Here is a 21,638-nt window from a genome sequence, read left to right as displayed (position 1 = left end):
CATAGCGTTTCGTTTCAGATCGAATACTTGACATAACTCTAACCCTGTGGTTGAGGTTTAGGGTTTATCTCGAACACCAGCAGTAACAAATACACCAGCAGTTACAAATACAGCAGCAGTAAAAAGACAGCAGCACTGACAAGCAGCGTGAAACACGACACGGAAGGCGAGAGCCGATGACGCCCCCGCACAACTACCTCGCCGTAATCAAGGTCGTCGGCATCGGCGGCGGCGGCGTGAACGCAGTCAACCGCATGATCGAACAGGGACTCAAGGGAGTCGAGTTCATCGCGGTCAACACGGACGCGCAAGCCCTTCTGATGAGTGACGCCGACGTCAAGCTCGACGTCGGTCGTGAATTGACCCGTGGCCTCGGCGCCGGTGCTGACCCTGAAGTGGGTCGCAAGGCAGCCGAAGATCACAAGGACGAGATCGAAGAGGTCATCAAGGGCGCCGACATGGTGTTCGTGACCGCAGGCGAGGGTGGTGGCACCGGAACCGGTGGTGCCCCTGTCGTGGCAAGCATCGCCCGGAAGCTGGGCGCACTCACCGTCGGCGTCGTGACTCGGCCGTTCTCCTTCGAGGGCAAGCGTCGTGGGGGACAGGCGGATACCGGAATCCAGGCGCTCCGCGAGTCCTGCGACACGCTGATCGTCATTCCCAACGATCGCCTGCTCCAGTTGGGTGACGCGGCCGTCAGCCTCATGGACGCCTTCCGCAGCGCCGACGAGGTTCTCCTCAACGGTGTCCAGGGCATCACCGACCTCATCACCACCCCGGGTCTGATCAACGTCGACTTCGCGGACGTCAAGGGTGTCATGTCCGGTGCAGGCAGTGCGTTGATGGGCATCGGATCCTCACGTGGTGAGGGACGCGCGATCAAGGCGGCGGAATCTGCGATCAATTCGCCTCTCCTCGAAGCATCGATGGAAGGCGCCCGCGGCGTGCTCCTGTCGATCGCCGGTGGTAGCGATCTGGGTCTGTTCGAGATCAACGAGGCGGCTTCGCTGGTGCAGGAAGCCGCGCACATCGACGCCAACATCATCTTCGGAACGGTCATCGACGATTCACTCGGTGACGAGGTTCGTGTGACGGTCATCGCTGCGGGATTCGACGGAGGAGCTCCGGCTCGTCGTCCCGTGGAGTCGACCGCACAGGGACGTGGAGCTATCGGCGCCGGGCGCGCGGGTGAGGTCGGCCGGTCACCGGTGGCCGCCGAACCTGCTGGCGAGCAGCCGATTTCCGCAGCGCGCGAGACGACGGGCTCGGGTAGCTTGCCTCCGATCGGTGGCCCACGCCATGCGCCGGTCCAGGAAGACGAGGGCGACGACGACGTCGATGTGCCGGTCTTCATGCGTCGCTGACGCAGGGCTACAAACAGTTTCGAGAACAGGGTGCCCGGAATTTCTGGGTACCCTGTTCTTGACTGGATGTCCGGTCACGTCTGAGCCGGACGACAACTTTCGACGTTTGTGAGCACACTTATCTTGAGTACCGAGAAGTCGACCACCCGCACCCGCGTTCGCCGCGTCGTGACCAGCCGAGCCGGTGGTGTTTCCGCGTCGCCGTACGAGTCGTTCAATCTCGGCGATCACGTCGGAGACGATCCGGCAGCCGTCGAGGCGAATCGCCGTCGTCTGGCACGCGAAATAGGCGTCGAGCCTGACCATCTCGTGTGGATGGAACAGATCCATTCGCGCAACGTCACTGTCGTGACGGAACCGACCGACGAAGTGATTCCCGTGACGGACGCTCTGGTCACCACCGTTCCCGGCCTGGCGCTCGCCACCCTCAGCGCAGACTGTGTTCCCGTTCTGCTCTCCGACGAGGAGGCCGGTGTGATCGCGGCAGTTCATGCCGGACGGATCGGTGCCCGCATCGGTATCGTCCCGCGTGTCCTCGCGGAGATGGTGCGACAGGGCGCGGACGTCTCACGTATCGGTGCCTTCCTCGGCCCGGCAGCGAGCGGACGCCAGTACGAGGTTCCCGCCGCGATGCGTGCGGACGTGGAAAAGCACTTGCAGGGCAGCGCAACTCGCACCGAGAAGGGCACGCCGGGACTCGATCTGCGTGCGGGACTGCGTAAGCAGTTGCTCGCCGCGGGTGTGTCCGGTGTTGCCGAGGACCCGCGGTGCACGATCGAGGATCGCGCGTTGTTCAGTCATCGCCGAGAATCTCTGACCGGGCGTCAAGCTGCAGTGATCTGGATGGAAGCGCCCGCAGCGCAGGAAACCGTCTAGGCAGAAATGCGCCAGACGGATATGCGGCTGACAGAAATATCGACGGCACTCGACTCGGTGCGTGCGCGGCTGGCGGCCGCCTGCCTTGCCGCCGGTCGTGAAGTTTCCGACGTAGCACTGCTGCCAGTTACCAAATTCTTTCCGGCGTCCGACGCCCGAATCCTGTACGAACTGGGTTGCCGTGAATTCGGTGAGTCTCGTGAGCAGGAAGCAGTGGAGAAGGTCGCGGACTTCGACGGCGCTGCACAGAGCGGCGCGATAGACGATCCGGTTCGCTGGCACATGATCGGGCAGTTGCAGCGCAACAAAGCGCGTTCGGTAGCGAAGTGGGCCTACGCAATTCACTCGGTGGACAGTGCACGACTGGCCGATGCACTCGATCGGGCGGCGCTCGGAGCTTTGTCCGACGGGGAGCGTAAAGCGCCGCTGCGGGTGCTCATCCAGGTAAGTCTCGACGGAGACCCTGCGCGTGGCGGAGTTCCGACGGGAGAGCTAACCCCTCTCGCCGAGCGGATCGAATCAGCCGAAGGTCTCGAATTTGCGGGACTGATGGCCGTCCCGCCGCTTGGATCAGATCCGGACGAGCAGTTCGAAATCCTCCGCAGGGCACATCTTTTGATTCTCGAATCGCATCCCCGGGCAACCGAACTCTCGGCTGGCATGACCGGTGATCTGGAGGCCGCAGTGCGCCACGGATCAACGTGCGTGCGTGTCGGAACCGCACTGCTCGGCTCACGACCAGTAATCTCGAGGTGATCGCTCAGGTGATCGCCCAACCCGTCCACACCGCTGCGACCGGTCGCAGTCGGATTGATTCCGCCGCGCCAAGGAAGGTCGATCAATGAGCAACCTGCATAAGTTCAAGGCTTACTTCGGCATGGTCCCCCTCGATGACTACGAGGACGAATACGTGGAGGAGCCCGATCAGGCTCGCCGCGCACCCCGTCGTAGTCACGACGGCTATGCCGAGCGCGACGACCGCGAGTTCGTCGAACCTGCCTTCTCGAAGGCGAGCTACGCGCCCAGTCGTCGTGACGAAGAGGACGCGGAGTTCGATCGCTACGATTCCCGGCCCCGCGTCGACACCGTTAGCCGCAGTAGCCGCCCGGCGATGGCGCCGCGTCCGGCAAGCCGTGGAAACCTCGCGGTCGATGCCCGTGCAGAGCGTCCCGAAGCGCGACGTGCGCCTGTTGTCGATGACGGCGGCCCGCTCGCCAAGATCACGACACTGCGTCCGCAGAGCTACGCAGAGGCCCGCACCATCGGTGAGCGGTTCCGCGACGGCACTCCCGTCATCATGGATCTGGTCGACATGAGCAACGCCGACGCGAAGCGTCTGGTCGATTTCGCGGCCGGCCTGGCGTTCGCATTGCGTGGTTCTTTCGACAAGGTAGCCACCAAAGTGTTTCTTCTCTCACCGGCTGACATCGACGTTTCCGCTGAGGAACGCCGTCGTATCGCGGAGACGGGTTTCTACAGCCAGAAATGATGGTCTCGACCGCAGTCCGGCCCCTGAGCAGGGGTGACGTGAGCACATTCGAACGGTGGCCCGTCTCGGCGGACGCCGCATTCGGACCCATCGCCGGCCGTTACAAGACGGACTCGATGCGGGCCGGTTCCGGAATTGCTGCGGTGTGTCTGTTTTGGACACACCGCAGAAGTCAGGCAGAGTGAGGGTGTGGACGCGCTTCTCTCTGTGATCTATCTGGTGCTGGTTGTCTTCTGGCTGTTGCTGATCGGCAGAGTGATCGTCGAGTTCGTTCGTTCGTTTGCCAGAGATTGGCGACCGACCGGATTGGTCGCAGTCATTCTCGAAACCATTTTTACGATCACCGATCCTCCGGTGAAACTGCTCCGCAGGTTGATCCCCCCGATCAACCTCGGTGGAGTTCGCTTGGATCTATCCATCATGGTCTTGCTTTTCATCGTCATCATCCTGATGTCGGTTGTTCGCTGAGCGCAGTCCGAGTGAGTGGTATGCCAGAATGGAAGCCATAACTCATCCGGTGGTTCGCCACTACGTAGACTGTGTTGCAACTGAATGCTTGCTAGACCGCCAAATGACGCGTGAAGGGATCCTTCCATGCCGCAACTGACTCCAGCTGACGTGCACAACGTTGCGTTCAGCAAGCCGCCTATCGGCAAGCGTGGCTACAACGAGGACGAGGTCGACGCATTCCTCGACCTCGTCGAGCAGGCGCTGTCGCAGCTCATCGAAGAGAATGCGGACCTGCGCCAGCGCGTAGGTGAGCTGGATCAGGAGCTCGCGGCTGCCAAGAAGTCGCCGGCACCTGCTCAGCAGGCAGCACCCGTCGCAGCGCAGCCCAAGCCGGAGCCCGCTCGGGTCGTCGAACCGCCCAAGCCTGCACCCGTTGCAGCTCCGGTTCCCGCCGCCGCTGCCGTTGCAGCGCCGCAGAGTGGCGACACCCACATGCAGGCCGCGAAGGTCCTCGGACTGGCTCAGGAGATGGCGGATCGCCTCACCAACGATGCCAAGACCGAATCCGAGCAGCTGCTCGGCAGTGCTCGCACCAACTCCGAGCAGCTCATGAGCGAGGCTCGCAGCAAGGCCGACGGCATGATCGCGGATGCGCGCAACAAGTCGGAGGCAATGCTGACCGACGCTCAGACTCGCTCCGAGACCCAGCTTCGCCAGGCTCAGGAGAAGGCAGACGCTCTCAAGGCAGACGCCGAGAAGAAGCACACCGAAATCATGGCGACCATCAACCAGCAGCGTTCGGTCCTGGAGGGCCGTATCGAGCAGCTCAAGACGTTCGAACGTGAGTACCGGGTGCGCCTGAAGTCCTACCTGGAATCGCAGCTCGAAGAGCTCGAACAGCGTGGCTCGGCCGTTCCGGTCGACGGTGGACAGGATTCCTACAGCCCGTCCTTCGCCAAGGGAAACAGCTGACCGAGAGCGCCTCGTCGGCTCAGCTATCGGACCGGACAAAGGTTGATACGTGCTGGTCGTGACGTTGGTTCTCGCGGGAGTTGGCTTCGCTCTCCTGATCGTTGCCCTGACCACAGGGTCGCTGATCTGGGCGTGGGCATGTATCGCGATTTGTGTAGCAGGTGCCGTCCTCCTGCTGGTCAGTGCGCTGACCAGCAGGAAGGCGGTTCCTTCGTTGGATGACCCGATATCGGGCAGCGGCGTGTCGTCGCCTTACGGTCGAGTCGAGAGTTCCTCGGATTCCTCGACCGATGATGCAGCTACTGCCAACGACGACAATCAGGGAAACCACGGCGGGTCGCCGGGTGCCCCCGACAAGACCTAGGGCGAGTTCCGACAAGGTCCAGGACGAGTATTAGACTGTCCAACACGAATACCAGGCTGTGATCCGGCAATCACCGGGGAGCTTTCGGAAGAACGGTTGTCGACGCTTTCGTACGTGTCGAGGACCCAGTAGAACCGAACGGGTGAGCCCGTCACAGCTCGATCGAGTGGCAGCTCGAGATCCGGTGTGAAAGCACGGATCTGCGGGGTGCAAACGGGGTGGTACCGCGGTGTCGGCGCACAAGCGTCACGTCGTCCCCGTGCCGAGTCCGACTGGCACGAGGAGATCGCCATGGCGAGTAACGGGTATCCCAAAGTCGACTACGGTGTCCCCGCCGACACCGGAGTCAAGTTCCCCGAACTGGAACAGAAAGTCCTGAAACAGTGGGACGACGACGACACCTTCCGTGCGTCGGTTTCCAATCGGGACGGTAACGAAGAGTTCGTTTTCTACGACGGACCGCCATTCGCAAACGGTTTGCCGCACTACGGCCACCTGCTGACGGGGTACGTCAAGGACCTGGTGCCGCGCTTCCAGACAATGCGTGGACGCAAGGTCGAACGACGCTTCGGCTGGGATTGCCACGGCCTTCCGGCAGAGCTCGAAGCGGAGAAGCAGCTCGGCATCAAGGACAAGGCCGAGATCGAAGTCATGGGTCTGGCCAAGTTCAACGAGTACTGCAAGGCCTCGGTGCTCAAGTACACCGACGAGTGGCGTGACTACGTCACCCGCCAGGCGCGCTGGGTCGATTTCGACAACGACTACAAGACCCTGGACGTCGACTTCATGGAGTCCGTCATGTGGGTCTTCAAGGAGCTGCACGACAAGGGCCTGATCTATCAGGGCTTCCGTGTGCTGCCCTACAGCTGGTACGAGCAGACTCCGCTGTCCAATCAGGAGACTCGTCTCGACGACGCGTACAAGATGCGTCAGGATCCTGCAGTCACGGTCGACATGCCGCTGGTCGCTCCGGGTTCACCCCTCGACGGCGCAAACGCGATCATCTGGACCACGACTCCGTGGACACTGCCGTCCAACTTGGCCACTGCGGTTCATCCCGAGGTCGACTACGTCCAGGTGCTCGGCGAGGACGGAAAGCGGTACGTGCTCGCAGAAGCACGGGTAGCTCATTACGCACGTGAACTGGGGGAGGACCCCGAGGTCGTTTCCCGTCACAAGGGCGCCGAGCTGGTCGGACTGTCGTACACTCCGCCGTTCGACTTCTTCCTCGGACATCCGAATGCGCACGTCGTGCTCTCGGCGGACTACGTGACAACCGACTCCGGAACCGGAATCGTCCACCTCGCACCGGCTTTCGGTGAAGAGGATATGGACGTGGCCACGGCCAACGGTATCGAGGTCGTACAGCCGCTCGATCCGGGTGGAAAGTTCACCTCGATGGTTCCGCCGTACGAGGGCCTGATGGTGTTCGACGCCAACCCTGTCATCATCAAGGACCTCAAGGCTGCCGGAAAGCTGCTGCGGCACGAGACGATCGAGCACTCGTACCCACACAGTTGGCGCAGTGGGCAGCCGCTCATCTACATGGCGGTTCCCTCGTGGTTCGTCGCGGTCACCAAGTTCCGAGATCGCATGGTCGAGCTGAACAAGGACATCACGTGGGTGCCCGAGCACATCCGTGACGGTCAGTTCGGCAAGTGGCTCGAAGGTGCACGAGACTGGAACATCAGCCGAAACCGTTACTGGGGCAGCCCGATCCCGGTGTGGGTGTCGGACGATCCGCAGTACCCGCGTACGGACGTGTACGGATCGCTCGATCAGTTGGAGGCAGACTTCGGCGTGCGGCCGACCGATCTGCATCGCCCGATGATCGACGACCTGGTCCGCCCGAACCCCGACGACCCGACCGGGAAGTCGATGATGCGCCGCGTTCCCGAGGTGCTCGACTGCTGGTTCGAATCCGGTTCGATGCCGTACGCGCAGGTGCACTACCCATTCGAGAACCGTGAATGGTTCGAGGGCCATTTCCCGGGCGATTTCATCGTCGAGTACAACGGGCAGACTCGCGGCTGGTTCTACACGCTGCACGTACTGGCAACCGCACTCTTCGATCGTCCGGCGTTCAAAACCGTTGCTGCGCACGGCATCGTGCTCGGCGACGACGGACTGAAGATGAGCAAGTCCAAGGGCAACTACCCGGACGTGAAGGAGGTGTTCAACCGCGACGGCAGCGATGCCATGCGCTGGTTCCTGATGTCTTCGCCGATCTTGCGCGGCGGAAACCTCATCGTGACCGAGCAGGGCATCCGCGAAGGCGTACGTCAGGCGTTGCTCCCGCTGTGGAACGCCTGGAGCTTCCTGCAGTTGTACGCGCCGGAATCCGGTGTGTGGCGTACCGATTCGGAGAACATCCTCGATCAGTACATCCTGGCCAAGCTCGCTACCACCCGCGACGTGATCACCGAGGCCCTCGAGGTCAACGACATCGCCGGCGCGTGCGACGAGCTTCGGTTGTTCTGTGATGCGCTCACCAACTGGTATGTGCGACGGTCTCGTTCGCGGTTCTGGGACGAGGATCGCGACGCGATCGACACCCTGCACACCGTGCTTGAGGTCGTGACGCGTCTCGCTGCGCCGCTGTTGCCGCTGGTATCCGAGGTGATCTGGCGCGGGTTGACCGGGGAGCGCTCGGTTCACCTGGCTGATTGGCCGGAGGCGTCGGAGCTCCCCGCGAACCCCGAGCTGGTAGCGGCGATGGACGACGTCCGGACCGTGTGCTCCACGGTGCTGAGCCTGCGCAAGGCGCAGAATCTGCGAGTTCGACTTCCGCTGCCCGAGGTTACGGTTGCGGCGCCGGATGCCGAGCGTCTGCGTCCGTTCCTCGGACTGATCGCCGACGAGGTCAACGTCAAGAAGGTCGATCTGACCGATGACGTCGACGTGCACGGGCGCTTCGAGATCGCGGTCAATGCGCGTGCAGCAGGACCGCGTCTGGGCAAGTCCGTTCAGACTGTCATCAAGGCGGTCAAGGCGGGCGACTGGACCGAGAACGCTGACGGCGTCGTGGTTGCGGCGGGCATCGAACTGCTGCCCGAGGAGTACACGCAGAAACTGGTTGCAGCCGAGCCTGATTCGACGGCGGCATTGCCAGACGGTGCGGGACTCGTCGTACTCGATTCCGTCGTGACGGAGGAACTCGAAGCCGAGGGCTGGGCGAAGGACCGTATCCGTCAGTTGCAGGATGCGCGTCGTGCCGCCGGTTTGGACGTCTCGGACCGGATCAACGTCGTACTCGAGGTTCCGCAGGACTGCAAGGAGTGGGCGGAGCGTCATCGCGAATTGATCGCCGGTGAGGTTCTGGCCACCTCGTTCTCGGTGGGTGAAGCGGGAGACGACGCCGTCGATCTCGGTGACGGTATCCGCGCCGCGATCACGAAGGTCTAATACCGCCGTAACTACTCCGGCTCCCCGATGAATGTCTGTATGTCGGGGTGCCGGAGTAGTTTGCTCTCATGAGTACGAGCAAGGAAACCGTGGCGCGCATTCTCGAGCAGTTGGAACCGCTCGACGTGCGGGCAAGGGCGATGTTCGGCGAGTACGGATTGTATTGCGACGAGAAGATCGTGGGCTTGATCTGCGGAGACGTTCTGTTCGTCAAACCCACCGAGGTCAGTACCGAGTTCGGATCAGAGGCCGATCTGGCTCCGCCGTACCCGGGAGCGAAGGATTACTACCGGGTGACGGAGGAACGGCTGCAGGACCTCGATCACCTGCACGCCTTCATTCAACGAACTGCCGACGTACTACCCCTGCCGAAGAAGAAGTCGCCCAAGAAGAAGGCGCGGACGTAGATTCTGCACCTACTTTTGAGAGAACCGTAACGCCCGATGAATCAAGGTGATCCCACACGAAGTCGCAGGTGGGTGCTGCATCTCGACATGGATGCGTTTTTCGCTTCCGCCGAGCAGTTGACGCGTCCCACGCTGCGAGGCCGGCCGGTGCTGGTCGGCGGCTTGGGTGGGCGCGGAGTGGTGGCCGGGGCAAGTTACGAAGCGAGAGTTTTCGGTGCGCGTTCGGCAATGCCGATGCACCAAGCACGCCGGATGGTCGGTGGCGGAGCGGTGGTATTGCCGCCGCGGATGTCGTTGTATTCGGTTCTGAGTAAACGCACCTTCGACGCGTTGCGCCTTCGTATGCCGATCCTCGAGCAATTGTCGGTGGACGAGGCCTTCGGCGAACCAGTGGAATTGGCCGGAGTCGGGGCCGACGAGGTCCGCGCGTTTTGCGAGGACCTGCGGGCGTTGATCAAGGCCGAGACCGGGTTGGTCGCCTCGATCGGTGCCGGCGCAGGTAAGCAGGTCGCCAAGATCGCGTCGGGACTGGCAAAGCCCGACGGCGTCGCAGTGATTCCTCCCGGGATGCAGCACGAGTTGCTCGATCCTCTTCCGGTGCGAAAGCTGTGGGGGATCGGTCCTGTTGCCGAGGAAAAGCTCAAGCGTCTCGGCATCGAAACCATCGGAGGGTTTGCCCGCACTCCCATAGCCGAGGTGGCGTCGATACTCGGAACCACTGTCGGACCGGGGTTGCATCGGCTTGCGCAGGGGATCGACGATCGGCCGGTCGCCGAGCGTGCCGAATCCAAGCAGATCAGCGCGGAATCCACGTTCGCCGCAGACATCGTCACGATGGCACAATTGCGCGCGGCCGTCGAAAGTAGTGGTCGTGCAGCATTTTCCAGGCTGGAGAAGGACGGAAGAGCTGCTCGCACCGTCGTACTGAAGCTCAAGAAGTCCGATATGAGTATCTTGACTCGATCCGTGACGCTGCCGTTTGCCACGATCGACCGCCAAATCCTTGTCGCGACCGCGCAGAAACAGGTCATCGATCCACAGGAATTGGGGCCGATTCGCCTGGTCGGTGTGGGATTCGCGGGTTTGTCCACCGTTCGGCAAGGATCACTTTTTCCCGAGTTGGATCAGGACGTTCCCGGCTATCCGGTCGAGACTCTCACGGGCGCCCTCGATGAGGCCGAACTCGACGTTCCGGTGGCCGCACGCGTCCCTCAGCGCTACTGGCACCCTGGTTTGGACGTGAAGCATCCAGAATACGGACACGGTTGGGTGCAGGGTGCCGGGCACGGAGTGGTGACAGTTCGCTTCGAAACCCGTTCCAGCGGAACGGGAATAGCCAAAACCTTCGCCGAATCGGATGAGGTGCTCGAGGTAGCAGATGCGGTCGACAGCCTTCTCTGAGGATGTCCTTAGACTTTTTCCGCTTACCGTTGGGTAATGTTGTCGACGATCCTCGAGCAAGCACGATGTTCGACTGACGCTCGAATGTGAACACCCGAATGGATAGGACTGAGAAGTTGAAGCTTCAGAAGATGACCGTTGCAGCCGTGGCGATCGCAGCAGCCCTGACGATGACCGCTTGTGGCTCGGATGACAAGACCGACTCACCCACCACGACGTCCAAGAGTGCGACGGCCACCACCAGCACCACGGACGTTGCAGCTCCCGAGCTCCCGACGTCTGCTGAGCTCAACGGCAAGGTCGCTCAGGCACTCGACGAGACCGTTCCGGCCGCAGACAAGGTCAACCTCGTCCAGGGCGCCGAGCAGGATCCCGAGCTGATCAACCAGGTCGCCGCTGCCGCCAAGGCTGCCGGCGCGCAGGTCGAGATCCTCGACCCGGTCACCGACACGGGTAGCGAGACGGCCGCAGCTTCGCTGAACATCGTCGTCAACGGCCAGCCGCTGCAGCAGGGTCTGCAGGCTTCGTTCGTCTACGAGGACGGCGTCTGGAAGCTCTCGAAGACCACCGCTTGCCAGATCGTCGGCGTTGCAGGTCTGACCTCGCCTGCTTGCGCTGCTTGATCTCTGCGCAACACCTGAAACACCAGAGCGGCCGTCGACTCCCGAAAGGGAGTCGGCGGCCGCTCTTCATGCAGTGAGCGTCGTCAGTGATGGAATCCCTCGGTGACGCGTGGCCGCGGCATCGGGCTGTCGAGTTCGTCGAGGAACGCGGTTTCCTCTTCGATGATGCGCAGCAGATTGGCTGCCAGGTCCATGCTCAGTCCGTTACGAACCACGATGCGCTGCACTGTCAGATCCGAGAGATCGTCCGGCATGGGATAGGCCGGCACCAACCAGCCCTTGCCCCGCAGTCGGTCGGACAGGTCGTACAGCGTCCAGTTGGACGTGTGGCCCTCGGCGAGGCGCCACGCGAAGACCGGGATGTCGGAACCGTCGTTCCACAGTTCGAAGGCGTCCAATTTCCCGATTCCTTCGGCGAGGAATTTCGCCACGTCCTGTGAGGACTGCTGGATCGCGCGATAGCCGTCGTGGCCGAGACGCAGGAACAAGTAGAACTGCAGGATCACCTGAGCGCCGGGCCGCGAGAAGTTCAGCGCGAAGGTCGGCATACTGCCGCCGAGGTAGCTCACCTTGAACACGAGGTCGTCGGGAAGTAGATCCTGCGATCGCCAGACCACCCAGCCGAGGCCGGGGTAGACGAGTCCGTACTTGTGCGCCGAGGTGTTGATGGAGTGCACGCGTGGGAGCCGGAAATCCCATTCGAGTTCGGGCTGTAGGAACGGGGCGATCATTGCGCCGGAAGCGCCGTCGACGTGGATGGGAACGTCGAGTCCCGTCTTTTCCTGGATCGCGTCGAGTGCCTTCGAGATTTCCAGGACCGGCTCGTACATCCCGGTGTACGTGACACCCATGATCGCGACGACGCCGATCGTGTTCTCGTCGACGTACTTGTCCAGATCGTGACCGTCGAGGGTCCGGTGTTCCTCGCTGATCGGCACGTAGCGCGCCTCGACGTCCCAGTAGTTGCAGAATTTCTCCCAGCACACCTGGACGGCGGAACTCATGATGAGATTTGGTTTTTCGGTCGACTTGCCCGCGGCTTTTCGTGCGTGCTGCCAGCGCCGTTTCATCGCCAGGCCACCGAGCATGCACGCCTCGGACGAACCGATCGTCGAGGTACCGATTGCGTCCTTGGGGGAGGGCGAGTGCCAGAGGTCGGCAAGGATGCGCCAGCAATAGGTTTCGATCGCGGCGGTCTGTGGATACTCGTCCTTGTCGATCATGTTCTTGTCGAACGACTCGGTATACAGCTTGGTGGCGTGATCGTCCATCCACGTGCTGACGAACGTCGCGAGATTGAGCCGCGCATTGCCGTCGAGCATCGTTTCGTCGTGGACGATCTGATAGGCGGTCTCGGGAAGCATGCCGTCGGGTTCGAGTGTGTACTTCGATGCAACCGAATCCTCGCCGGGCCTCGAGAAGATCGGATTGACGGCTACGTAATCGGTGTGATCTGACCTTCTGGGTTCCGGCATGAACTCTGGCTCCTCACATCAGTGTGTCGCGTTGGTCTGTTTCGTACCTACTCTCACCGTTCAGTGTGGACGGGCAGTTGTCAAAGGGTCTGTGGTCCCGAATCATTCGCGTAAGGCCGAGACGGGTCTAATCCGCTCGTTGTCAGGGCGTTTGTGCGCGCAGGCGATCGGCGGCAGCCGATGCCATCGAGTGCAGCACGTCGGGGGCGATCGGACTCGGCGCAGTTGCGGACACCTGGGTCAACGTGGTCCCGACTGCGGCCACGATCGCATCGGCGACCAAGGTGAAACCGCCACTCTCCGTGATGATTCGGAAAGCGAAAGACGCGTCGCCGACGTTCGGGTCCGATGCTCCGCCGACGCGATAGGTGATTGTCGTTCCGTCGGCATCGGTTCCTGAATACTCCGCACACCCGGCCAGCGTGGTCTGAAGTTTCTCGAAAGCTGCTGCTGCCGCTGCGCCGTCGGCGTACGAAGCAGAGTCCTGATCGATGCTCGTGAAATCGGGGCCGGTGAACATGTCGGAGAGGTCGGCGACGGATCCGGCGGCCTGGGTGGCTATCGGTGCCAGAACCTGAGCGCAGACGGCAGGGTCGGTGCTCGACTTGTCCGCCTCCGAACTCTCCGGCGCCGGTGCGAGGCCGAGGTCGTCGACCGGGTCGGGAACTATGTCGAAGTCCGCAGGTAGTTCGGAGAGGGTGAGCGCGGCTCGTTGCAGCGCATCACGGTCGAGCGGTGCCCCGCTCAGCGGTGGGGCCGGAGCAGCTGTGAACGGCGCCAAGCCGACCTGTGGGGCGGAAACCTGCGTAGTTGTGTCAGCACTAGGAGAGTCGTCCGAGCCGCAACCGGTGACGACGAACAGTGCCGCCGTTGTTGTCAGGCCCAGTGCGAGCGACCGGCGTGTCACGATTCCCACCGAATGCTGTTGGAGATCGTCTGCCGGATCACCGAGGAGCTGTCCGGATCGCCGTACGCCTGGTCGCCGCCGACGGTCATCTGTCCGGCGATCGGCAAGGGGAGTGAGAGGTCGACGGTGAGGTTTCCGGAGCCGGCCATGACGTACTGATCGATGTTCAGCGTTCCGGCGTCACCGGCCAGGTTCCAGACCGGGCTCTGCGGGGTCTGCGATACGTCCACCGCGAGCGAAAGCCGATTGCCCTCCCGCGCGGTGAGCGTGACGGTGGTTGTCTGATCGAGCAGGATTTCACTGCTGACTTGTTGTCGAACCACCCAACGTGCGCCGACACCGACCGGAGCGTCGGGGAGTGCAACGGTCCGGTAGACCGCTTGGCCGAGCGCCTGTTCGATTGCAGCGCGGGCAGCATTGGCCGAGTTGGCGGACGGCTTCAACCGTAGGGCGGTGATGGCGCCCGAATCCGTGACCGACAATCCGGCCGCAGATCCGTCGGCCCCGCTCAGCGCTGCCTGCAGCGTTGCATCCGGCGAGGTCATCGACGACAGCGTCAGGTCTACGACAGCGGTGGGATCGTCAGCGGTCACGTTTGCCGAGAGCGGGATCGTGATCTCCGGCGAAGAGAAATCTTGTGCCGGCTGTTGATCGATCTGCTGACTCACGACCGCCTGGGTGACGAGCGTCGCCGTCTGCGTGGTGCCGACAGGCAAGTTCATGCGCAGTACCTCGCGCGGTTCGCTTCCCCCATCGAGTACCTCGACGGTGGCGGCGGTCACCGGAACAGTGACTTCGCTCGGCGACGAGGTAGGTGCGGTGGGAGGTTGATCCGAGTCGCCGCAAGCGGTGAGAACGGTGGTGAGAGCGAGGGCAGCGAGGGCGAACGGAACTCGTCGGCCGGTCGTGGACAGCAGTGGCACGCGCTCCAGGCTAGCCGCAGTTGCAGAGTGCGTGACCCGGTGCGGTGAACATGAGGGATGATGGTTGCGTGAGTACAGACCACCCAGACCGAGATGTCAACGCGGAGGATCAGCCGATTACCGAAATCTCGAAGGCCGACGAGCCCGAAACCGTGAAACCGGAAGCCGTGAAATCGGAAGACGGTGACCTGGCGGTTGCGCCGGTCGCAAAGCCCCGCCGGCTGACCATGCTCATTGCCATCGCCGCTGTCATCCTGCTCTCGGACATTCTCACGAAGGTGTGGGCCGTCGCCGCGGTCAAGCCGGGGCAGCCGATCGAAATCATCGGTGACGTGGTCACATTCACGATGGTGCGCAATCCCGGTGCAGCGTTCTCGATGGCGACGTCGATGACGTGGATCCTCACCCTCGTCGCCATCGGTGTCGTCATCGGTGTGATCAAGATCGGTCGCACGCTCCGATCACCGTGGTGGGCGCTCGGTCTCGGCCTCGTTCTCGGCGGCGCGCTGGGTAACCTCGTCGACCGATTCTTCCGCTCTCCCGGAATCATGCGCGGACATGTGGTGGACTTCGTCTCCGTCGGTTGGTGGCCCGTGTTCAACATCGCGGATTCCGCGATCGTCTGTGGCGCGATCCTGCTCGTCGTACTGACTCTTTTCGGCTTCGAACCCAACGGTGAACGCCTGCGTGATCACAAGGCGGACGACAAGAAGCTCACCGAATCGAAGGCCGCAGCCGAGGGAGAAACCAAGTGAGGGAATCCCGTTCGATGCCCGTGCCCGACGGCCTCGACGCCATGCGGGTTGATGCCGGCCTGGCGCGCCTCCTCGGACTCTCGCGCACCGTGGTCGCGACACTCGCGGAAGAAGGCTCGGTACTCGTCGACGGTGTGGCCGTCGGCAAGTCCGATCGTCTGACCGCAGGATCGTGGCTCGAGGTTGTCCTGCCCGAACCGCCGCGGCCCTTGACCATCGAGGCGACACCGGTCGAGGGGATGGAGATCCTCTACGCCGACGACGACGTCGTTGCAGTCGACAAGCCCGTCGGAGTTGCCGCGCACGCCAGCGTCGGGTGGACGGGACCGACCGTCATCGGCGGACTTGCCGCGGCCGGTTTCCGTATCTCGACGTCCGGTGCCCACGAGCGTCAGGGCATCGTCCACCGTCTGGACGTCGGAACGTCGGGTGTCATGGTGGTTGCCACCTCCGAGCGCGCATACACCTTGCTCAAGCGCGCTTTCAAGCAGCGGACCATCGACAAGCGCTACCACGCTCTCGTGCAGGGACACCCCGACCCGAGCAGCGGAACCATCGACGCCCCGATCGGACGCCACCACGGGAACGACTGGCGATTCACGGTCACGGCCGACGGCAAGCCCAGCGTCACGCACTACGACACCATCGAGGCGTTCCAGGCAGCGAGTCTGCTGGACGTGCACCTCGAAACCGGTCGCACACACCAGATCCGTGTCCACTTCTCGGCGTTGCGCCATCCGTGCTGCGGCGACCTGACCTACGGCGCGGACCCCCGACTTGCCGAGAGGCTCGGTCTCGAACGCCAGTGGCTGCACGCAGTCTCGCTCGGCTTCGCCCACCCGGCGGACGGTCGTTGGGTCGAGATCAAGAGCAAGTACCCGAAGGATCTCGAACACGCACTCGAAGTTCTCCGGTCCTCATGACACCGCGCGGGCTTACCCCCGCGCTGGCCGTCGTCGCGGTGGTGGTCGGCGTGGCGGCGGTGGTGGGCGTGGGGTTCGCGAATCCCGTGCCGACCCCGCCGATCACGACGGACACTCTCGGTCCGGACAGTGGGGAAGCTGTGCCGGGCTACCTCGAGCGAGCGCGAGATTCTGTCGCGTCGGTCGACGGGCCGGTGTGGGCGTTGGTCTCGTTCACGAAGGCACTCACCGTCGACGAGGTCATCACGTCGACCAGCAGTGTTCAGGTGCCGGGCGCTGAGGTCTCGGGCGTTCGCGTGTCCAGGGTCATGTTCCGAGTTCCGATCGAGCGCGTCCAGACGCCGCTCATGTCCGTGCCCGTTCCCGACAACGACGAAGCAGTGCGCAGATCGCCCGGTGTTGCAGCCACGCGACTGATCTCGCTCGGCGGCGACACCGATCGTCAGCAACAGGTGGCGCTCGCGTCGGCGAAGCAATTGTCCACCGGGTGCGCCTGCGCGGTGGGCGTGCTGGTGCGAGCTACTCCCGAAGGACTGGACGCGATTACACGTGAGTCGAATGTTCGTGCAGTGGAAGCATTGCCGTCCGACGCCTCGCCGTGGTTGGCGGCCATCCGTCCCTTGCTGCCGGAGTACGTGGACGTCGTTGCTCCCGGCCCCGACGACGGTCCGGTCCCGTGAACTCCGGTTCTGTGAACAAGGACGAACGCGCTAGGTCCGGTTCGTCCTCGGGGATCTTCTACGGTGTGGCGGCTTTCCTGTTGTGGGGAACGTTCCCGGCATTCTTCGGGCTACTCGACTTCGCCGATCCGGTCGAGATCCTTGCGCACCGGGTGGTGTGGACCCTTCTGTTGATGCTGATCGTGTTGGCCTTTGCCGGCCGCCTCGGATCGCTTCGCGGAATCAGCGCACGCACCTGGCTGCTGGTGACCGCGGCATCAGCGGCGATCGCGGTGAACTGGGGGACGTACATCTATGCCGTGGTGTCAGGTCGCGTCGTGGAGGCGGCCCTCGGGTACTTCATCAACCCGCTGGTCACCGTGTTGCTCGGCGTCGTGATCTTCCGCGAACGATTGCGCCGCGCTCAGATCGCCGCCCTCGTCCTCGCCGCCACGGCAGTTGTCGTGATCACGGTCGATTTCGGAAAACCGCCGATCGTCGCATTGGTGCTCGCCGGTTCGTTTGCCACCTACGGGCTGGTCAAGAAGGTGGTTCCGCTCGATCCCCGAACCAGTTTGACTGCCGAGGGAGTCGTCGCCGCACCCTTCGCGGTCGGCTACCTCGTGTTTCTCGGCCTGACCGGGGCCGGTGCATTCATCAGCAGCGGCGCCGGACACAGCCTGTTGCTGCTTGCCGCCGGCCCGATCACCGCACTGCCACTGCTCCTGTTCGGAGTCGCCGCTCAGCGAGTTCCGTTGGCGACGATGGGCATGCTGCAGTACCTCACCCCGGCGCTGCAGATGGCGTGGGGTGTGGCCGTCATGCACGAGGACATGCCGGCCTCTCGCTGGATCGGCTTCGTTCTGATCTGGGCTGCGCTGGTGATCTTCACGACAGACACCTTCGTCGCCAGTCGACGTTCTCGGCGTTCGATGAGGTCGAGCGCCGAACCTGAGGTTCCGGTCACGTGATCGGAGGCGGCACACTGCGACTCCACGATGGCGGTCGCCGAACGTGTCGGCAACGCGGCATACACTCGATCTCGCTCCCAGACCTTCAGAGAGGCGCACGTGGCTGACTCGTTCGTACATCTTCACAATCACACCGAGTACTCGATGCTCGACGGTGCGGCCAAGGTCGGCGCCATGTTCGAGGAGGCCGCTCGTCTCGAAATGACCGCTGTCGGCATGACCGACCACGGAAACATGTACGGCGCCAGCCAGTTCTACAACGAGGCCAAGAGTGCCGGCATCAAGCCGATCATCGGCATCGAGGCGTACATCGCACCCGAATCCCGCTTCAACACCAAACGAGTTCTCTGGGGAGATCGCAGCCAGAAGTCCGACGACGTCTCCGGTAGCGGTGCGTACACGCACATGACGATGGTGGCCGAGAACGCCACGGGGCTCCGAAACCTCTTCAAGCTGTCTTCTCTCGCGTCAATCGAGGGACAGCTCGGCAAGTGGCCTCGCATGGACGAGGAACTCATCGCGGCGCACGCCGAGGGCATCATCGCCACCACGGGCTGCCCTTCGGGTGAGATCCAGACGCGCCTTCGTCTCGGCCACGACCGCGAGGCTCTCGAAGCTGCCGCGAAGTGGCAGGAGATCTGGGGACCGGACAACTTCTTCCTCGAACTGATGGATCACGGTCTCTCGATCGAGCGCCGTGTGCGCGAGGGTCTGCTCGACATCGGCAAGCAACTCGGTATCCCGCCGCTTGCCACCAACGACTGCCACTACGTCACCAAGGACGCCGCCGAGAACCACGAGGCGCTGCTCTGTATCCAGACCGGCAAGACGCTGTCCGACCCCACGCGCTTCAAGTTCGACGGCGACGGCTACTACCTCAAGTCCGCTGCCGAGATGCGCGCCATCTGGGACAACGAAGTACCGGGGGCGTGCGACAACACCGTGGCCATCGGCGAGCGAGTGCAGTCGTACGAGGACGTGTGGGCGTTCCACGACCGCATGCCGATCTTCCCGGTCCCGGAGGGTCACACGCAGCAGACCTTCCTGCGCGCCGAGGTGATGCGCGGACTCGATCGCCGCTTCCCGAGCGGACCTCCGCAGGAGTACCTCGCCCGCGCCGACTACGAGATCGGCGTCATCAACGAAATGGGCTTCCCGGCCTACTTCCTGGTGGTCGGCGACCTGATCAACCACGCCAAGGACGTCGGAATCCGCGTCGGGCCCGGCCGTGGATCGGCTGCCGGTTCGTTGGTGGCCTACGCGATGGGTATCACCAACATCGACCCCATCCCGTACGGGTTGCTGTTCGAGCGATTCCTCAACCCCGAGCGTGTGTCCATGCCCGATATCGATATCGACTTCGATGATCGCCGTCGCGGCGAGATGGTTCGCTACGCGACGGACAAGTGGGGCAACGACAAGGTCGCCCAGGTCATCACCTTCGGCACCATCAAGACCAAGGCTGCCATCAAGGACTCGGCTCGCGTCCAGTTCGGCAAGCCGGGCTTTGCCATCGCCGATCAGATCACCAAGGCGCTCCCGCCGCCCATCATGGCCAAGGACATCTCGGTTTCCGGTATCACCGATCCGAAGCACGAGCGGTACAAGGAGGCAGTCGAGGTTCGAGCGCTCATCGACTCCAGCCCGGACGTCGCGAAGATCTACAAGACCGCGGTGGGTCTGGAAGGGCTGATCCGCAACGCCGGTGTGCACGCCTGCGCGGTCATCATGTCGTCCGAACCGCTCACCGACGCAATCCCGGTCTGGAAGCGCGCCCAGGACGGCGCCATCATCACCGGGTGGGACTACCCCTCGTGTGAAGCCATCGGTCTGCTCAAGATGGACTTCCTCGGTCTGCGAAACCTCACGGTTATCGGCGACACGCTCGAGAACATCAAAGCCAACCGCGGCATCGATCTGGACCTCGACACTTTGCCGATGGACGATGCGGCAACATACGAACTGCTCGCCCGCGGCGACACTCTCGGTGTGTTCCAGCTCGACGGCGGCGGTATGCGCGAGTTGCTGAAACTGATGCAGCCCACCGGATTCGGCGACATCGTCGCCGCATTGGCGCTGTATCGACCGGGGCCGATGGGTGTGGACGCCCACATCTCGTACGCCAAGCGCAAGAACGCCTTGGAAGACGTCAAGCCGATTCACCCCGAGTTGGAGGAGCCGCTCGCGGAGATCCTCTCGGAAACGTACGGCCTGATCATCTACCAGGAGCAGATCATGCAACTGGCGCAGAAGGTGGCCGGTTACACCCTGGGTCAGGCCGACTTGCTGCGTCGCGCCATGGGTAAGAAGAAGCTGTCCGAGCTGGAAAAGGCCTACGCCGGCTTCCGGCAGGGCATGTTGGACAACAACTTCAGCGAAGCGGCCATCAAGGCGCTGTGGGACACGGTCCTTCCCTTCGCCGGGTACGCGTTCAACAAGTCGCACTCCGCCGGCTACGGACTCGTGTCGTACTGGACTGCGTACCTCAAGGCGAACTACCCGGCCGAGTACATGGCAGGTCTGCTGACCTCCGTCGGTGACGACAAGGACAAGTCCGCGATCTATCTCGCCGACTGCCGCAAGTTGGGCATCACCGTTCTCCCGCCGGACGTCAACGAGTCACGCGTCGACTTCGCGACCGTCGGCGACGACATCCGTTTCGGTATGGGGTCGGTGCGCAACGTCGGCGCCAACGTCGTTGCCTCGATCATCAAGGCGCGCACGGAGAAATCGAAGTTCACCGATTTCTCCGACTATCTCGGCAAGATCGACGCGATGGCTTGCAACAAGAAGGTCACCGAATCTCTCATCAAGGCCGGTGCTTTCGACTCGTTGGGTCACCCGCGCAAGGGCCTGATGTTGGTCCATGCCGACGCCATCGATTCCGTGATGAGCACCAAGAAGGCAGAGGCGATCGGACAGTTCGACCTCTTCGGCGGTGCCGAGGCGGACGAGTCGATCACCTCGGTGTTCGACGTCAAGATTCCCGAGGAGGAGTGGGACTCCAAGCATCGCCTGGCACTCGAACGAGAGATGCTGGGGCTGTATGTTTCCGGTCACCCGCTCAACGGCGTCGAGCACATTCTTCGCCAGCAGTCCGACACGTCCATTGCCGCGATACTCGAAGGCGGCGTTCAGGACGGTGCCCAGGTAACTCTCGGCGGCATCATCGCCTCGGTGGACCGCCGGGTCAACAAGAACGGTCTGACCTGGTGCATCGTGCAGCTCGAAGATCTCGTGGGTGGAATCGAGGTGCTGTTCTTCCCACAGGCGTACGCGGTGTACGGAATGGACATCGCCGAGGATGCCATCGTGTTGGTCAAGGCTCGCGTCTCGATCCGAGACGATCGGATGTCGCTGATCGGCAACGACCTTGCGGTGCCTGATATTTCGGCGATCGGGGTCGCACGCCCCCTGTCGGTCTCACTGCCCCTTCGGCAATGCACCAAGGACAAGCTCAGTGCTCTCAAGCAGGTGCTGACGAGGCACCCCGGAACGTCCGACGTCCATGTCCGGCTGATCGGCGGAACCGAGATCAGCTTGTGGAAGGTCGACGACGTCCTTCGGGTCGAACCGTCCTCGGCGCTGATGGGCGACCTGAAGGCATTGCTCGGGCCGAGCTGTCTGACGGTCTGACCGCCGATCGAGCGGATCTGAACCGAACGAAGGGACCT

Annotated in this window: 19 protein-coding genes and 1 pseudogene; 17 read left to right on the top strand and 3 right to left on the bottom strand. The window is 62.9% G+C overall.

From position 1 onward, the window contains the following. Positions 1-176 precede the first annotated feature (176 nt). The 12 genes and pseudogenes from ftsZ (at position 177) to GJB56_RS09875 (ending at position 11,351) form a co-directional block, all read left to right on the top strand. Entirely contained in the window at positions 177-1,364 is a 1,188-nt protein-coding gene (gene ftsZ / locus GJB56_RS09930) for a cell division protein FtsZ (protein ID WP_003941788.1), read from the top strand. Positions 1,365-1,472: 108 nt separating this feature from the next. Further along, positions 1,473-2,240: a peptidoglycan editing factor PgeF gene (gene pgeF / locus GJB56_RS09925; RefSeq protein ID WP_113683666.1), complete on the top strand. Its 768-nt coding sequence runs from the start codon at positions 1,473-1,475 to the stop codon at positions 2,238-2,240. Between the two features lie 6 nt (positions 2,241-2,246). Then, positions 2,247-2,996, top strand: a complete 750-nt coding sequence (locus GJB56_RS09920; RefSeq protein WP_019748868.1) for a YggS family pyridoxal phosphate-dependent enzyme — start codon at positions 2,247-2,249, stop codon at positions 2,994-2,996. An 85-nt stretch (positions 2,997-3,081) separates the two neighbouring features. Further along, positions 3,082-3,729: a cell division protein SepF gene (locus tag GJB56_RS09915; protein ID WP_113683665.1), complete on the top strand. Its 648-nt coding sequence runs from the start codon at positions 3,082-3,084 to the stop codon at positions 3,727-3,729. A 38-nt stretch (positions 3,730-3,767) separates the two neighbouring features. Next, positions 3,768-3,914, top strand: a complete 147-nt coding sequence (locus GJB56_RS09910) for a hypothetical protein (RefSeq protein ID WP_230091167.1) — start codon at positions 3,768-3,770, stop codon at positions 3,912-3,914. A gap of 4 nt (positions 3,915-3,918) precedes the next feature. Next, on the top strand, positions 3,919-4,197 hold the full coding sequence (locus tag GJB56_RS09905; RefSeq protein ID WP_003941780.1) for a YggT family protein: 279 nt from the start codon (positions 3,919-3,921) through the stop codon (positions 4,195-4,197). 126 nt (positions 4,198-4,323) lie between these two features. Continuing rightward, on the top strand, positions 4,324-5,151 hold the full coding sequence (gene wag31 / locus GJB56_RS09900) for a DivIVA-like cell division protein Wag31 (protein ID WP_003941722.1): 828 nt from the start codon (positions 4,324-4,326) through the stop codon (positions 5,149-5,151). A gap of 49 nt (positions 5,152-5,200) precedes the next feature. Further along, positions 5,201-5,386: pseudogene (locus tag GJB56_RS32070) on the top strand (hypothetical protein); the annotation flags it as partial. A 420-nt stretch (positions 5,387-5,806) separates the two neighbouring features. After that, positions 5,807-8,920: an isoleucine--tRNA ligase gene (gene ileS, locus GJB56_RS09890; RefSeq protein WP_113683752.1), complete on the top strand. Its 3,114-nt coding sequence runs from the start codon at positions 5,807-5,809 to the stop codon at positions 8,918-8,920. A gap of 68 nt (positions 8,921-8,988) precedes the next feature. Next, complete coding sequence (locus GJB56_RS09885) at positions 8,989-9,327, top strand: TfoX/Sxy family protein (RefSeq protein ID WP_003941748.1); 339 nt, start codon at positions 8,989-8,991, stop codon at positions 9,325-9,327. A gap of 36 nt (positions 9,328-9,363) precedes the next feature. After that, the gene (locus GJB56_RS09880; RefSeq protein ID WP_019748863.1) at positions 9,364-10,728 is read left to right on the top strand and encodes a DNA polymerase IV; all 1,365 of its coding nucleotides are present in this window, start codon (positions 9,364-9,366) and stop codon (positions 10,726-10,728) included. A gap of 131 nt (positions 10,729-10,859) precedes the next feature. After that, on the top strand, positions 10,860-11,351 hold the full coding sequence (locus GJB56_RS09875; RefSeq protein WP_228117853.1) for a hypothetical protein: 492 nt from the start codon (positions 10,860-10,862) through the stop codon (positions 11,349-11,351). Positions 11,352-11,434: 83 nt separating this feature from the next. Here GJB56_RS09875 and GJB56_RS09870 read toward each other — a convergent pair whose 3' ends face one another. The 3 genes from GJB56_RS09870 to GJB56_RS09860 all read right to left on the bottom strand — a co-directional run bounded on the left by GJB56_RS09870 (position 11,435) and on the right by GJB56_RS09860 (position 14,656). Beyond that, positions 11,435-12,826, bottom strand: coding sequence for a glutamate decarboxylase (locus GJB56_RS09870; RefSeq protein ID WP_021344553.1), 1,392 nt, complete (start codon positions 12,824-12,826; stop codon positions 11,435-11,437). A 142-nt stretch (positions 12,827-12,968) separates the two neighbouring features. Then, the gene (locus tag GJB56_RS09865; protein WP_230091166.1) at positions 12,969-13,607 is read right to left on the bottom strand and encodes a sensor domain-containing protein; all 639 of its coding nucleotides are present in this window, start codon (positions 13,605-13,607) and stop codon (positions 12,969-12,971) included. A 122-nt stretch (positions 13,608-13,729) separates the two neighbouring features. Next, a complete protein-coding gene (locus GJB56_RS09860) occupies positions 13,730-14,656 on the bottom strand; it encodes a hypothetical protein (RefSeq protein ID WP_060938914.1) in 927 nt (308 codons plus the stop codon). 68 nt (positions 14,657-14,724) lie between these two features. Here GJB56_RS09860 and lspA point away from each other — a divergent pair, with 68 nt between their 5' ends. From lspA to dnaE, 5 genes are all read left to right on the top strand, one after another. Then, entirely contained in the window at positions 14,725-15,411 is a 687-nt protein-coding gene (lspA, locus tag GJB56_RS09855; RefSeq protein WP_021344550.1) for a signal peptidase II, read from the top strand. After that, positions 15,408-16,334 (top strand): RluA family pseudouridine synthase, encoded by a 927-nt coding sequence (locus tag GJB56_RS09850; protein ID WP_007733161.1) that lies wholly within the window; start codon positions 15,408-15,410, stop codon positions 16,332-16,334. Before lspA ends, GJB56_RS09850 begins: the two co-directional genes overlap by 4 nt. Next, on the top strand, positions 16,331-17,014 hold the full coding sequence (locus GJB56_RS09845; RefSeq protein WP_113683662.1) for a hypothetical protein: 684 nt from the start codon (positions 16,331-16,333) through the stop codon (positions 17,012-17,014). Before GJB56_RS09850 ends, GJB56_RS09845 begins: the two co-directional genes overlap by 4 nt. Next, complete coding sequence (gene rarD, locus GJB56_RS09840; protein WP_442792720.1) at positions 17,011-17,964, top strand: EamA family transporter RarD; 954 nt, start codon at positions 17,011-17,013, stop codon at positions 17,962-17,964. The genes GJB56_RS09845 and rarD overlap by 4 nt, the downstream gene beginning before the upstream one ends. 99 nt (positions 17,965-18,063) lie before the next feature. Beyond that, positions 18,064-21,600 carry a DNA polymerase III subunit alpha gene (dnaE, locus tag GJB56_RS09835; protein ID WP_007733155.1) on the top strand — a complete coding sequence of 1,179 codons (3,537 nt, stop codon included), beginning with the start codon at positions 18,064-18,066 and terminating at the stop codon, positions 21,598-21,600. Positions 21,601-21,638 lie beyond the last annotated feature (38 nt).

The organism is Rhodococcus sp. AQ5-07, from assembly GCF_009707305.1.
In the GTDB taxonomy this organism is placed as follows: domain Bacteria; phylum Actinomycetota; class Actinomycetes; order Mycobacteriales; family Mycobacteriaceae; genus Rhodococcus_F; species Rhodococcus_F erythropolis.
This window is presented reverse-complemented; position numbering and strand designations above follow the sequence as displayed.

What these genes read in the sequence shown, in the direction of transcription:
- GJB56_RS09920 (WP_019748868.1), top strand. Translation starts at nt 2,247, where the DNA reads ATGCGCCAGACGGATATGCGGCTGACAGAAATATCGACGGCACTCGAC.
- GJB56_RS09870 (WP_021344553.1), bottom strand. Translation starts at nt 12,826, where the DNA reads ATGCCGGAACCCAGAAGGTCAGATCACACCGATTACGTAGCCGTCAAT.
- ftsZ (WP_003941788.1), top strand. Translation starts at nt 177, where the DNA reads ATGACGCCCCCGCACAACTACCTCGCCGTAATCAAGGTCGTCGGCATC.
- ileS (WP_113683752.1), top strand. Translation starts at nt 5,807, where the DNA reads ATGGCGAGTAACGGGTATCCCAAAGTCGACTACGGTGTCCCCGCCGAC.
- GJB56_RS09875 (WP_228117853.1), top strand. Translation starts at nt 10,860, where the DNA reads ATGACCGTTGCAGCCGTGGCGATCGCAGCAGCCCTGACGATGACCGCT.
- GJB56_RS09880 (WP_019748863.1), top strand. Translation starts at nt 9,364, where the DNA reads ATGAATCAAGGTGATCCCACACGAAGTCGCAGGTGGGTGCTGCATCTC.
- GJB56_RS09845 (WP_113683662.1), top strand. Translation starts at nt 16,331, where the DNA reads ATGACACCGCGCGGGCTTACCCCCGCGCTGGCCGTCGTCGCGGTGGTG.
- GJB56_RS09885 (WP_003941748.1), top strand. Translation starts at nt 8,989, where the DNA reads ATGAGTACGAGCAAGGAAACCGTGGCGCGCATTCTCGAGCAGTTGGAA.
- wag31 (WP_003941722.1), top strand. Translation starts at nt 4,324, where the DNA reads ATGCCGCAACTGACTCCAGCTGACGTGCACAACGTTGCGTTCAGCAAG.
- GJB56_RS09915 (WP_113683665.1), top strand. Translation starts at nt 3,082, where the DNA reads ATGAGCAACCTGCATAAGTTCAAGGCTTACTTCGGCATGGTCCCCCTC.